Source organism: Thioclava sp. UBA3469 (assembly GCF_002378135.1).
Classification (GTDB): domain Bacteria; phylum Pseudomonadota; class Alphaproteobacteria; order Rhodobacterales; family Rhodobacteraceae; genus Thioclava; species Thioclava sediminum.
Genome location: NZ_DFRG01000155.1, coordinates 1,114 through 11,995, shown reverse-complemented (window position 1 = coordinate 11,995; position 10,882 = coordinate 1,114). Strand labels below are relative to the sequence as shown.

The window sequence follows — 10,882 nt, the reverse complement described above, 5'->3', positions numbered from 1 at the left end:
TTCTTCTCGCTGCACTACCTGCTGCCCTTCGTGATCGCGGCGCTCGTCGTCGTTCACATCTGGGCCTTCCACACCACGGGTAACAACAACCCGACGGGCGTTCCGGTCCGCACCGGTTCGAAAGCGGAAGCCGAGAAGGACACTCTGCCCTTCTGGCCCTATTTCGTGATCAAGGACCTCTTCGCGCTCGCCGTGATCCTGCTGGTCTTCGCCGCGGTCGTGGGCTTCATGCCGAACTATCTCGGCCACCCCGACAACTACATCGAGGCGAACCCGCTGGCGACGCCCGCACACATCGTTCCGGAATGGTACTTCCTGCCGTTTTACGCGATCCTGCGCGCCTTCACCTCGGACGTCTGGGCCGTGATGTTCGTCAACTGGATCACCTTCGGCATCGTCGACGCGAAGTTCTTCGGCGTGCTCGCGATGTTCGGCGCGATCCTCGTGATGGCGCTGGCCCCGTGGCTCGACACCTCGAAAGTGCGCTCGGGCGCCTACCGCCCGATGTTCAAATGGTGGTTCTGGCTGCTGGCGATCGACTTCATGGTGCTGATGTGGGTGGGCGCGATGCCGACCGACGGGATCTATCCCTACATCTCGCTGATCGGCGCGACCTACTGGTTCGTCTACTTCCTCGTGATCCTGCCGCTGCTTGGCCTGATCGAGAAGCCGCAACCGATGCCGGCGACGATCGAGGAAGACTTCAACCACCACTACGACATCAAATCGGCTGAATGAGTAAGGAAGAGGGACACCAAATGAAACATCTTCTGATCTCTGCCCTGTCGGCGCTGGTGATCGGGGCAAGCGCCCTGACCTCCCCGGCGATGGCGGCCGAAAGCGGCGAAAGCCATGTCGAGGATATCGACTTCTCCTTCGAGGGCCCCTTCGGGACCTTCGACCAACAGCAGCTGCGCCGCGGCTTCCAGGTCTACCGGGAGGTCTGCTCGGCCTGCCACGGCCTGCGCTATGTCGCGTTCCGCACGCTCGCTGATCAGGGCGGCCCGATGATGGACCCGGCCTGGGTGCGCGCCTATGCCGCCGAGTTCACCGTGATGGACAAGGAAACCGGCGAAGAGCGCCCCGGCAAGGAGACCGACCACTTCCCGTTCATCTCCGGCATGGGCATGGGGCCGGATCTGTCGCTGATGGCGAAAGCGCGTGCGGGCTTCCACGGCCCCTACGGCCTCGGCATCAACCAGTTCTTCCGCGGCATCGGCGGCCCCGAGTATATCTACTCGGTGCTGACCGGCTACACCGGCGAAGAGAAGGAAGAAGCAGGCTCGTATTTCTACGGCAACCACACCTTCCCGGGTGGTTGGATCGCCATGCCTCCGCCGCTCTCGGAAGACCTCATCGAATATGAGGACGGCACGCCCGCCACCGTCGAACAGATGGCTCAGGACGTTGCTGCCTACCTGATGTGGACGGCCGAGCCGAAGCTGGAATCGCGCAAGCGCTGGGGCTTCGTCGCGGTGCTGATGCTGGCGGTGCTGAGCACGCTCCTGTACCTGACCAACAAGAAGCTCTGGGCGCCGCATAAGGGCAAGAAGTTCGACCTGTAAGCCCGGGCTCGACCTGCTAGACTGATGAACGCCCCCTCGCCCGCGAGGGGGCGTTTTCCGTTCTCTGGAGATGCCCGATGTCCACCCCGCCCCCCGGATTCGCGCCCCTGCCCGACCCGCCCTATTACGCGGTGATCTTCGCCTCTCTGCCCGGGGCGAGCGATCAGGGCTATGGCGCGATGGCCGAACAGATGGCCGCGCTCGCCGCAGAGCAGCCCGGATATATCGGGATGGAGAGCGCACGCGATGGAACAGGCTTCGGCCTGACCGTCAGCTACTGGGCCGACGAGGCCGCGCTGATCGCGTGGAAGGCTGTGGCGAAGCACCAGCTCGCGCAGCAACTCGGCAAGGATCGCTGGTATCGCCACTACGCGTTGCGTGTCGCCAAGGTCGAGCGCCAGTATGACGGGCCGGAGGGCCGCTGAAATTCTCCCTCTACTGACGCGGCGCAAAGCGCCCGCGCTCTTGGATGTCGCGGGCAAGCGGGCTATCTGGGAAGGGACAACAGGAGTAACAATGCCCGACATTTCCGACCTGCCCCATATCAGCCCGGCCTCCCGCGCCCCGCGCCTGTGCGTGCTGATCGACGCCGATAACGTCCCCGCCGGATATGCCGAAGCGATCTTCGAAGAGATCGCCTCGCTGGGCGAAGCCTCGGTGCGCCGGATCTACGGCGACTGGTCGGCGCAGCGCCTCGCGGGCTGGGCCAAACGCGTGGCCGAACTCGGCCTCGTCGCGGATCAGCAATTCGCCAATACGAAGGGCAAGAACGCCTCCGATATCGGCCTCGTCATCGCGGCGATGGATTTCCTGCATTCGGACCTGTTCGACGGCTTCGTGCTGGTCTCCTCGGACAGCGACTTCACCCGCCTCGCCGCCCGCATCCGCGAGCAAGGGCTGGATGTCTACGGTATCGGCGAACAGAAGACGCCCGAGGCCTTCCGCAAGGCCTGCAAACGCTTCATCTATGTCGAGAACCTTGGCAATGGCGATAGCACCGCTGACACCACCGCCAAGCCGACTTCGGACAAGACCAGTAGCACCAGCGCCCCGAAAACTTCGGGCGGCAAGCAGGAACCCAAAGCCGCGATCCCGATCATCGTCAACGCGATGAAAGCGATCGGTCTGGAAGAGGAATGGTATTCGCTGGGCCAGCTCGGCCAGTTCATCACGCAGGCCAACCCGGATTTCGACACCCGCACCTATGGCAGCGCGAAGCTCTCGGACCTGCTGATCAAGACGGGCCGTTTCCAGTTGCAGCGCGGTGAAGGCAATCAGTGGATGGTGCGCGATCTGGCCTGATCAGGCCTTCGCCGCGTAGCGCGCGAGGAACATCGCGACTGCGCCCCGGATCACGCGCTCCTTCTGCTCGCCGCTGAAGCTTTCGCAAATCCCGAACAGAAGCTTCGGGTGCAGTTCCGACTTGCACAGCTCGATGAAGAGGTAGGCGGCAAGGTCGATATCGTCGATCACCAGCTCGCCCCGATCGGCAGCACAGCGCAGGTACTCCATCAGCAGCTCATGCACCAACTCCGGCCCGGCTGCGTAAAAGGCGCGGCCCAGTTCGGGAAATCGCTCGGATTCGGCGACGCAGAGCCGGTAGAGCCCCTGATTCAGCTTGCAACTCATCGAGTCGACAATCTGCGCAGCGGCGAGCGACAGCACCACTTCGGGGGCTGCACCGAAATCGATCGTGGCGACGGCGCTGTCGGTCTGCTCTTTCAGTTGCGAGCGCACGACCTCGACGAACATCAGCCGCTTGTCGGGGAAATAGCTGTAAAGCGTGGCTTTCGACACGCCCGCTTCCTTGGCGATGTCATCGACCGAGGCCCCGTCGAACCCGTCGCGCAGAAAGATCGTCCGCGCCCCTTCGAGCACCTGATCGAACTTGCGCCCGCGATTGATCTGATCTGCCTGTGACATCTGCCCTCCGGTCCCGGGCAACCGACCCGGGCTCGCAGAATAAACCGGGCGGTTCACATCCCGCAAGGTCGCACACGTGACGTCATGGCGCTCTGCACCGGTGATCCTGCAGACTGCGGCCTATCTTCGGCTTGGTCAAAATATCCCGGGGGGCTCCGAAGGAGCGGGGGCAGAGCCCCCTCTTGCCTCGATAATGTCGCCCTCCGGCGAAGGAGGCAGAGCCCCCTCAGCCGATCGTGCCGCGCACACCGCCGGTCTGCGCCCGGTCCATCAGGAACTGGTCGAGGATCACACAGGCCATCATTGCCTCGGCCACCGGCACCGCGCGGATACCGACACAAGGGTCATGACGGCCCTTGGTGATCACCTCCACCTCTTCGCCCGCGACATTGACCGAGCGGCGCGGCGTCAGGATCGACGAGGTCGGCTTCACCGCAAACCGCACCGTGATCGGCTGGCCGGTGGTGATCCCGCCAAGGATGCCGCCTGCGTGGTTCGACAGATATTCGACGCCGTCGGGGCCCATCACCATCTCGTCGGCATTGTCGACGCCGGTCAGGGCCGCCGAGGCCATGCCCTCGCCGATCTCGACGCCTTTCACAGCGTTGATCGACATCATCGCGGCGGCCAGCTCGGTATCCATCTTGGCGTAGATTGGCGCGCCCAGACCTGCCGGGCAGCCCTCGGCCACAACTTCGATCGCAGCACCCACCGAGTTCTGACCCTTGCGGATCGCGGCGAGGTAATCGGCCCATTCATCCGCAGCCTCGGCATCGGGCAGGAAGAACGGGTTTTGCAGGATCGCGTCCCGGTCGAACTTCGCGCGGTCCAGATGTTTCGCGCCCATCTGCACCATGTAGCCGTAAATCTGCAGATCGGGGATCAACTGGCGCAGCGCAGCCTGCGCGACGCCCCCGGCGGCCACACGCGCCGCCGTCTCGCGCGCGCTCGACCGCCCGCCGCCGCGATAATCACGGACACCGTATTTCTGGTGATAGGTGATATCGGCATGACCGGGGCGGAACTGCCGCGCGATCTCGCCGTAATCCTTCGAGCGCTGATCGGTATTCTCGATCATCAGCTGGATCGTCGTGCCGGTCGTCTTGCCCTCGAACACACCCGACAGGATGCGCACCGCGTCGGGCTCCTTGCGCTGGGTCGTCTCTTTCGACTGGCCCGGACGGCGACGGTCGAGGAATTGCTGGATGAACGCCTCGTCGATCTCGATGCCGGGCGGGCAGCCATCCACCGTCGCGCCAAGCGCAGGCCCGTGGCTTTCGCCCCAGGTGGTGACGCGGAACTGATGACCGAAAGTGTTGAACGACATGGGACGCGCGCCTCGCAGGTTTCCTTCGGCGCTGGCTTAGCAAGTCAGGGGCTGCGAGGCAACGCGCATGGCATTGGACGCGGCAGCTTAGAAAGACCTTGTTTGCGCGCGGGACGCGCTCACTCCACCGCGCGGATCAGCTTGCGCTCCAAGACGCGCAGCACCTGGCGCAGATCGTGGCCACGCCGAAGCACCTGCCCCTGCTGCCCGATCACCGCATATTGCCCCTGTTTCGAGCGCAGCGCGGGCCGTTTCTCGATCCGGTAGATCGGCACTTCGGCGGCGCGGCGAAAGATCGAGAAGACCGCGACGTCGCGTAGAAAACTCATCCCGTAATCGCGCCACTCACCGGCCGCGACCGCGCGCCCGTAAAGCGACAGGATCACGCCAAGCTCGGAGCGATCGAACGCGATCTGCTCCGGCACGCCGGAAGGGTTCGGATAGGGGGAAGGCGTTTGGACCGTCATTTACAAAGGGTACATCGCGCGTGGCGCAAATCAAGCCCACCCGCGCTAAGGTTGCATACGCCTTTGCCGCGCCGGAATAAGACCGCGAAAATGCCTGATTTCCTGCGCCTTCCTGCCGGGTTTCCAAGCCACCTTCAATTCAGCGGAAAACGCTAAAAGCCCGACGGTGCGGTAAACAGCCCCCACCCAGTTCGTATCGTCGGGCGCTTTTCTTCCTGCAGAAAAGCCCCGTGTCCTGGTCAGACACGGGGCTTTTCCTTTTCCCGATCCGTCGCACTCTCTGCCCTAGTAGCAGCGCACCGCCGCGATCGTGCCGCTCCCGTCGATCTCGAAATTCACGCGATCCGGGGCGTAATCCATCGTCACCGCATCGCCCGGATGAATGATGCGATGGGGCCGCGCGAGGGTGAGCCCCGCCAGCACCGTTTCAGGACGCCCCACGAGCGACGCAAGTCCGGGCGGCGGACAGACGCCAACCGCGGGCGGCCCCGAACGGGGCGGCATGCGGTGCGGCTGGCAGGCCGCGACCCCGAAGGCTGCGACCCCAAGTGTGACGATCAGACCGATCCGCGCCCTGCTCCGTTCCATCAGGCTCACCCGCAATCGATATTGTAGACATTCCCGCGGGAATCGAGCCGGAACACGACGCGCTGCGGATTGTAGACCTGATCCTCGACGCCGCGCCATTCCACGATGCGATAGGGCTTGGCGATCCCCAGCGTCTGGATCTGCGCCGCTGGCTGGCCGAGGACCGAGGTGTAGTTCACCGCACCGCAAGTGTCGGGCTCACGTTCCTGCAAGCCGCCCTTGGTGACGCTGACCGGCGAAGTGACATAGGGCGCGGGCGCACCAGGCTGGGGCGCAGGATAGGCGCCATCCGTAGGGGTCTCGCTCATCGGACCCGCGGGATCGCAGGCCGCAAGCGCCAGCATCGAACCCATGACGAAAAATCGTTTCAACATGTCGCACCCTTCATTGCATTGGCCGCGCCGATAACGCAGGCTATTGCGGAATTTATACAAGGAGTATGCGCCCATGAGAACCCGTGCCGCAGTCGCGCTCGAGGCGGGAAAACCGCTCGAAATCATGGAAGTGGAGCTGGAAGGCCCGAAAGCGGGCGAAGTGCTCGTCGAGATCAAGGCCACCGGCATCTGCCACACCGACGAATTCACCCGCTCGGGCGCTGACCCCGAGGGCATCTTCCCGACCATCCTCGGCCATGAAGGCGCGGGCATCGTGCTCGAGGTCGGCGAAGGCGTGACCACGCTGAAACCGGGCGATCACGTGATCCCGCTCTACACCCCGGAATGCCGCGAATGCCCGTCCTGCCTCTCGGGCAAGACGAACCTCTGCACCGCGATCCGCAACACCCAAGGTCAGGGCCTGATGCCGGACGGCACCACGCGATTCAAGATGCTCGATGGCACGCCGATCTATCACTACATGGGCTGCTCGACCTTCGCGAACCACACGGTGATGCCCGAGATCGCGCTCGCCAAGGTCCGCGACGACGCGCCGTTCGAGAAGATTTGCTATATCGGCTGCGGCGTCACCACCGGCATCGGCGCGGTGATCAACACCGCAGGCGTCGAGATCGGCTCGACCGCCGCCGTGTTCGGCCTCGGCGGGATCGGTCTGAACGTGATTCAGGGCCTGCGCATGGCGGGTGCCGACATGATCATCGGCGTGGACCTGAATGACGGCAAAGAGGAAATGGCGCGCAAGTTCGGAATGACCCATTTCGTGAACCCGTCGAAATCGGACGTTCCGGTGGTGCAGCAGATCGTCAACCTGACCAAGACCGAGCGCGACCAGATCGGCGGCGTCGACTATTCCTTCGACGCCACGGGCAACGTGCAGGTGATGCGCGACGCGCTGGAATGCTCGCACCGCGGCTGGGGCGTATCGGTGATCATCGGCGTCGCACCCGCGGGGGCCGAGATCGGCACCCGCCCGTTCCAGCTCGTCACGGGCCGGACCTGGAAAGGCACCGCATTCGGCGGCGCCAAGGGTCGGACCGATGTGCCGAAATTCGTCGAGTGGTACATGAACGACAAGATCGAGATCGACTCGATGATCACCCACACGATGCCGCTCGAAGACATCAACAAGGCCTTCGACCTGATGCATGCGGGCGAGTCGATCCGCTCGGTCGTGATTTACTAAACCAAAGGCCGGGGGCGCTGACCCCGGACCCCCGGGATATTTGGACCAAGGCGAAGACAAAGGAGTGATCTCCCCTTCGCTCTTGGTCAAATATCCCCGGGTGAATTCGCGCCTGCGAAGAGGGGCAGCGCCCCTAGCTTCCCAGATAATCCCGCAGCGCAGGTGGCGGATCGTCGAGAAGCGGTCCGGTCTCTTGCGGCGCATGGGCGCGCCCCTCGGCCACCAGAACCGTCTGCGGGCAAAGCGCCCGCGCATCCTCGGGATCGTGGCTGACCATCAAGACTGTCGTGCCCTGTTCGCGCGCGATCTCGGCCACCAGCGCCAGCATCTCGGATTTCAGCGCGGGCCCCAGCGCCGCGAAGGGCTCGTCCAGCAGCAGGATCGGACGGCCACGGAGCAGCGTCCGCGCGAGCCCCGCACGGCTTTGCTGCCCGCCCGACAGCGCGCCGGGTTTGCGCCTCTCCATCCCCTCAAGGCCCACACGCGCCAGCGCCGTCTCGATCCGGGCGCGGTCGGTGGCGTCGATCTTGCCTTTCGGGTTCAGGCCGAGCGCGAGATTGGTCTCGAGGCGCAGATGCGGGAAGAGGTTCTGATCCTGAAACAGGATCGAGAGCGGGCGCTCCCCCGGTGGCGTCGCGGTGATGTCCTCACCCTGCCAGAGGATGCGGCCACTTGCGGGCGACAAGAACCCCGCGATGGCCGAGAGCAGAGTCGATTTCCCCGCACCGGACGGGCCGATCAGCGCGACGCGCGCGCCGGTCTGGATGGTGAGATCGGCATCGAGGCGGAAATCACCCTGTGTGAGGGTAAGTCTATCGAGGGTCAGCATAATGCCCCGCGCGGTCGAGCGCCCAGAAAAGCGCGAAGGTGAGGATCAGGAGCAGGCTCGCAGCGCCCGCTGCCTGATCCATGCGATAAGAGCCCATGAGCTGGAAAAGCGCCAGCGGCAGGGTGCGGGTCTGCCCGTCGGAGAACAGCGTGATGACGCCCAGATCGCCCATCGAGAAGGCCGCGGCCAGCCCCGCCGAGAAGCCCAGCGGCCGGGCAAGGCGCGGAACCGTCAGCAGGCGCAGCCGGACAAAACCGCGCAGGTTCAGCGAGGCGGCGAGCCGGTCGTAATCGGCCTGCAGCGTGCGGATTTCGGGCATCAGGATGCGGGTCGCGAAAGGCACCGACAGCGCGGCATTGGTCAGCAGCACCATCGGCAGGGCGAGGCTCGTGGGATTCACGAAGGGCCGCGCGATCAGGAAAGCGCCGGTCCCCATCACGAGGCTCGACGCGGTCATCGGCAGCATCGCCGCGATCTCTGCCCAGCGTTGCCGCGTGGCGGCCAGCGCAAGCGGCAGAGCGATGGCAAGCGTGATCACCGTCGAGGCCAGCGCAATCACCAGCGAGGTCAGCGTGGCGGGCCAGATCATCTCCGGTAGCTCGGCCAGCGCAGGCAGCCCACGGGCGAAGACCACCCCGATGGGGAGCAGCAGGAAGACGGCCGCCAGAAGAATCGCGAGCGTATCGAAGGCCACGCGCTCCGCCCCGCCGGACAACTGCGGGATCGGCGTAGCGCGGCGGTCATGCCCCGCACCGAAGCTCGACGGCAGAGTGGCGCGCGCCGCGACCAGCAGGGCTGCGACCGAGATCGCGACCTGCACCAGCGCAAGGCTCGCCGCGCGACCCATGTCGAAATCGAAGCGGAACGCCTGATAGATCGCGAGCTCCACCGTTGTCGCGCGCGGGCCGCCCCCTAAAGTCAGAGCGACCGCAAAGGAGGTCAGGCAGACGAGGAAGATCGCGAGAAACGCACCGGGCAGGACGCTGCGCAGCATCGGGCGTTCGAGGTGGCGGGTGACCTCGGCCGGGCCAAACCCGAGGGTGGCCGCAAGGCGGAACCGCTCGGCCGGGATCGCCTCCCAGCCGTGCAGGATCATCCGCGTGGCCAGCGGCAGGTTGAAGAAGACATGGGCGATGATGACGCCCTGCGCGCCATAGATCGAGATCGGATCGATGCCGAAGGGCGCGAGGGCCGCATTGACCAGCCCGCGCCGTCCGAAGACCGCGATCAGCCCGAAGACCGCGACGATCACCGGCAGGATGAAGGGCGCCCCGAGGAGCGAGATCAGCAGCCCCCGCCCCGCAAAGCGGCGCCGGTGCAGCGCGCGGGCCACCGGGATCGCCAGCGCGCAGGAGATCAGCGCCGAGGCCGCAGCCTGCCACAGCGTGAAGCGGATCGCCGCGAGGTCGGTCTCGCGCAACCCCGTCAGCCCGCCCGCGCGGAGCGTCACCGCAGCCAATGTCCCAAGGACGAGCGCGGCCAAAGCCGCACCCGCCAGCATCGCCCAGAGGGGCGCGCGTTTTATCTGGAGAAGGCGCGTTGCCATTCGTCCAGCGCCGGACCGCGCAGTTTCTCGGCCTCGGTCTCACCCAGATAAAGCGTCTTGTCGGGCATCGGCAGGTTCTGGAACACCTCCGGCAGTTGATCCTTCGGCAGTTTCGCCGGGAAAGACCAGTTCGCCGTCGCGATCATGCCCTGAAAATCGGGGCTGAGCACGTAATCGAGGAATTTCTGCGCCAGCTCTGGATGTTTCGAGGTCTTGAGCTGCGCGACCAGTTCGGGAGTGAAGTAATGCCCCTCGGGGAAGATCGCGGCGACCTTGCTGTCATCCTCCTCGGCCATGATGTGATAGGCGGGCGAGGTGACGTAGCTGAGCACCATATCCGCCTCGCCATCGGTGAACATCCCGTAGGCCTCGGACCAGCCCGGCGTCACCGTCAGCACCTTGGGCGCGATCTTCGTCCAGGCCTCTTCGGCCTTGTCGCCGTAGATGTCCTTCACCCACAAGAGCAGCGACAGACCCGCGACCGAACTGCGCGGGTCTTCGATGACGATCTTGTAGGCGTCATCGGGCGCATCCAGCAGGTCCTGGAAGCTCGCGGGCGGGGTCTTCAGCTTGGTCTTGTCATAGACGAAGGCCAGCTCCGACCAGTCGAAGGGAAGAAAGATCGGATCGTCCCATTTGACCGGCATGGTCAGATCGGAGGTGTCCTCGTTATGCGGGGCGAACAGGCCGGTGGCGCGCGCCTTCGCGGTCACGTCAGTGTTCAGGCCGATCGCGATATCGGCCGAGGTCTTGTCGCCTTCGAGCAGGATGCGCGGCAGCACATCGCCCGCCACGAATTTCAGATCGCAATCGCAAGTCGCCTCGAACCCCTTCTCGATCGCGGGGCCGGGGCCCCATTCGCTCGTGAAATAATCGGGCGCGTAGACGGTGAGTACGGGCTTGTCCTCGGCCGCCGCCATCGTGGCGATCAGGCTCAGGGCTCCCGCAAGCATCAGGTGGGTTTTCATGCCTCACTCCTTGGGCTTGCCGGGCGGAGTGGGGCCGGGAGATCCGGCTACCTTCCCTCCGCCGGTCTTAACCGGTTCAGGTTCAACGGGT

At 64.9% G+C, this 10,882-nt stretch carries 13 protein-coding genes; 5 read left to right on the top strand and 8 right to left on the bottom strand.

What is annotated here, in order from left to right; genetic code table 11:
• The 4 genes from B3D39_RS12005 to B3D39_RS11990 all read left to right on the top strand — a co-directional run.
• Nucleotides 1-738: cytochrome b (locus B3D39_RS12005; RefSeq protein ID WP_286789727.1), on the top strand; the 738-nt coding region annotated here is incomplete at its 5' end.
• Between the two features lie 20 nt (nt 739-758).
• Complete coding sequence (locus tag B3D39_RS12000) at nt 759-1,565, top strand: cytochrome c1 (RefSeq protein ID WP_274962959.1); 807 nt, start codon at nt 759-761, stop codon at nt 1,563-1,565.
• Nucleotides 1,566-1,642: 77 nt separating this feature from the next.
• Nucleotides 1,643-1,990 (top strand): antibiotic biosynthesis monooxygenase family protein, encoded by a 348-nt coding sequence (locus B3D39_RS11995; RefSeq protein WP_274962958.1) that lies wholly within the window; start codon nt 1,643-1,645, stop codon nt 1,988-1,990.
• A gap of 91 nt (nt 1,991-2,081) precedes the next feature.
• Complete coding sequence (locus B3D39_RS11990; RefSeq protein WP_274962957.1) at nt 2,082-2,867, top strand: NYN domain-containing protein; 786 nt, start codon at nt 2,082-2,084, stop codon at nt 2,865-2,867.
• On the opposite strand, the gene B3D39_RS11985 is transcribed toward B3D39_RS11990, so the two are convergent.
• The 5 genes from B3D39_RS11985 to B3D39_RS11965 all read right to left on the bottom strand — a co-directional run bounded on the left by B3D39_RS11985 (nt 2,868) and on the right by B3D39_RS11965 (nt 6,244).
• Nucleotides 2,868-3,488: a TetR/AcrR family transcriptional regulator gene (locus tag B3D39_RS11985; protein ID WP_274962956.1), complete on the bottom strand. Its 621-nt coding sequence runs from the start codon at nt 3,486-3,488 to the stop codon at nt 2,868-2,870.
• A 226-nt stretch (nt 3,489-3,714) separates the two neighbouring features.
• The gene (gene aroC, locus B3D39_RS11980; RefSeq protein ID WP_274962955.1) at nt 3,715-4,815 is read right to left on the bottom strand and encodes a chorismate synthase; all 1,101 of its coding nucleotides are present in this window, start codon (nt 4,813-4,815) and stop codon (nt 3,715-3,717) included.
• 119 nt (nt 4,816-4,934) lie between these two features.
• A complete protein-coding gene (locus B3D39_RS11975; protein ID WP_078520175.1) occupies nt 4,935-5,282 on the bottom strand; it encodes a DUF2794 domain-containing protein in 348 nt (115 codons plus the stop codon).
• A gap of 285 nt (nt 5,283-5,567) precedes the next feature.
• Nucleotides 5,568-5,870 carry an I78 family peptidase inhibitor gene (locus tag B3D39_RS11970; protein ID WP_168176828.1) on the bottom strand — a complete coding sequence of 101 codons (303 nt, stop codon included), beginning with the start codon at nt 5,868-5,870 and terminating at the stop codon, nt 5,568-5,570.
• Nucleotides 5,871-5,875: 5 nt separating this feature from the next.
• The gene (locus B3D39_RS11965) at nt 5,876-6,244 is read right to left on the bottom strand and encodes an I78 family peptidase inhibitor (protein ID WP_078571983.1); all 369 of its coding nucleotides are present in this window, start codon (nt 6,242-6,244) and stop codon (nt 5,876-5,878) included.
• 73 nt (nt 6,245-6,317) lie between these two features.
• On the opposite strand from B3D39_RS11965, the gene B3D39_RS11960 reads away from it, so the two are divergent.
• Entirely contained in the window at nt 6,318-7,448 is a 1,131-nt protein-coding gene (locus B3D39_RS11960; RefSeq protein ID WP_098411561.1) for an S-(hydroxymethyl)glutathione dehydrogenase/class III alcohol dehydrogenase, read from the top strand.
• Between the two features lie 133 nt (nt 7,449-7,581).
• On the opposite strand, the gene B3D39_RS11955 is transcribed toward B3D39_RS11960, so the two are convergent.
• Genes B3D39_RS11955 through thiB form a run of 3 tightly spaced genes read right to left on the bottom strand, consistent with a single transcriptional unit; the run spans nt 7,582 to nt 10,791 of the window.
• A complete protein-coding gene (locus B3D39_RS11955) occupies nt 7,582-8,277 on the bottom strand; it encodes an ATP-binding cassette domain-containing protein (protein ID WP_083078171.1) in 696 nt (231 codons plus the stop codon).
• Nucleotides 8,261-9,823: a thiamine/thiamine pyrophosphate ABC transporter permease ThiP gene (locus tag B3D39_RS11950; protein ID WP_274962954.1), complete on the bottom strand. Its 1,563-nt coding sequence runs from the start codon at nt 9,821-9,823 to the stop codon at nt 8,261-8,263. The genes B3D39_RS11955 and B3D39_RS11950 overlap by 17 nt, the downstream gene beginning before the upstream one ends.
• Nucleotides 9,799-10,791 carry a thiamine ABC transporter substrate binding subunit gene (thiB, locus tag B3D39_RS11945; protein ID WP_274962953.1) on the bottom strand — a complete coding sequence of 331 codons (993 nt, stop codon included), beginning with the start codon at nt 10,789-10,791 and terminating at the stop codon, nt 9,799-9,801. The genes B3D39_RS11950 and thiB overlap by 25 nt, the downstream gene beginning before the upstream one ends.
• Nucleotides 10,792-10,882 lie beyond the last annotated feature (91 nt).

Coding starts and splice junctions, on each gene's coding strand:
- B3D39_RS11985 (WP_274962956.1), bottom strand. CDS start 3,488: ATGTCACAGGCAGATCAGATCAATCGCGGGCGCAAGTTCGATCAGGTG.
- B3D39_RS11960 (WP_098411561.1), top strand. CDS start 6,318: ATGAGAACCCGTGCCGCAGTCGCGCTCGAGGCGGGAAAACCGCTCGAA.
- B3D39_RS11995 (WP_274962958.1), top strand. CDS start 1,643: ATGTCCACCCCGCCCCCCGGATTCGCGCCCCTGCCCGACCCGCCCTAT.
- B3D39_RS12000 (WP_274962959.1), top strand. CDS start 759: ATGAAACATCTTCTGATCTCTGCCCTGTCGGCGCTGGTGATCGGGGCA.
- B3D39_RS11975 (WP_078520175.1), bottom strand. CDS start 5,282: ATGACGGTCCAAACGCCTTCCCCCTATCCGAACCCTTCCGGCGTGCCG.
- B3D39_RS11970 (WP_168176828.1), bottom strand. CDS start 5,870: ATGGAACGGAGCAGGGCGCGGATCGGTCTGATCGTCACACTTGGGGTC.
- aroC (WP_274962955.1), bottom strand. CDS start 4,815: ATGTCGTTCAACACTTTCGGTCATCAGTTCCGCGTCACCACCTGGGGC.
- B3D39_RS11955 (WP_083078171.1), bottom strand. CDS start 8,277: ATGCTGACCCTCGATAGACTTACCCTCACACAGGGTGATTTCCGCCTC.
- B3D39_RS11950 (WP_274962954.1), bottom strand. CDS start 9,823: ATGGCAACGCGCCTTCTCCAGATAAAACGCGCGCCCCTCTGGGCGATG.
- B3D39_RS11990 (WP_274962957.1), top strand. CDS start 2,082: ATGCCCGACATTTCCGACCTGCCCCATATCAGCCCGGCCTCCCGCGCC.
- thiB (WP_274962953.1), bottom strand. CDS start 10,791: ATGAAAACCCACCTGATGCTTGCGGGAGCCCTGAGCCTGATCGCCACG.
- B3D39_RS11965 (WP_078571983.1), bottom strand. CDS start 6,244: ATGTTGAAACGATTTTTCGTCATGGGTTCGATGCTGGCGCTTGCGGCC.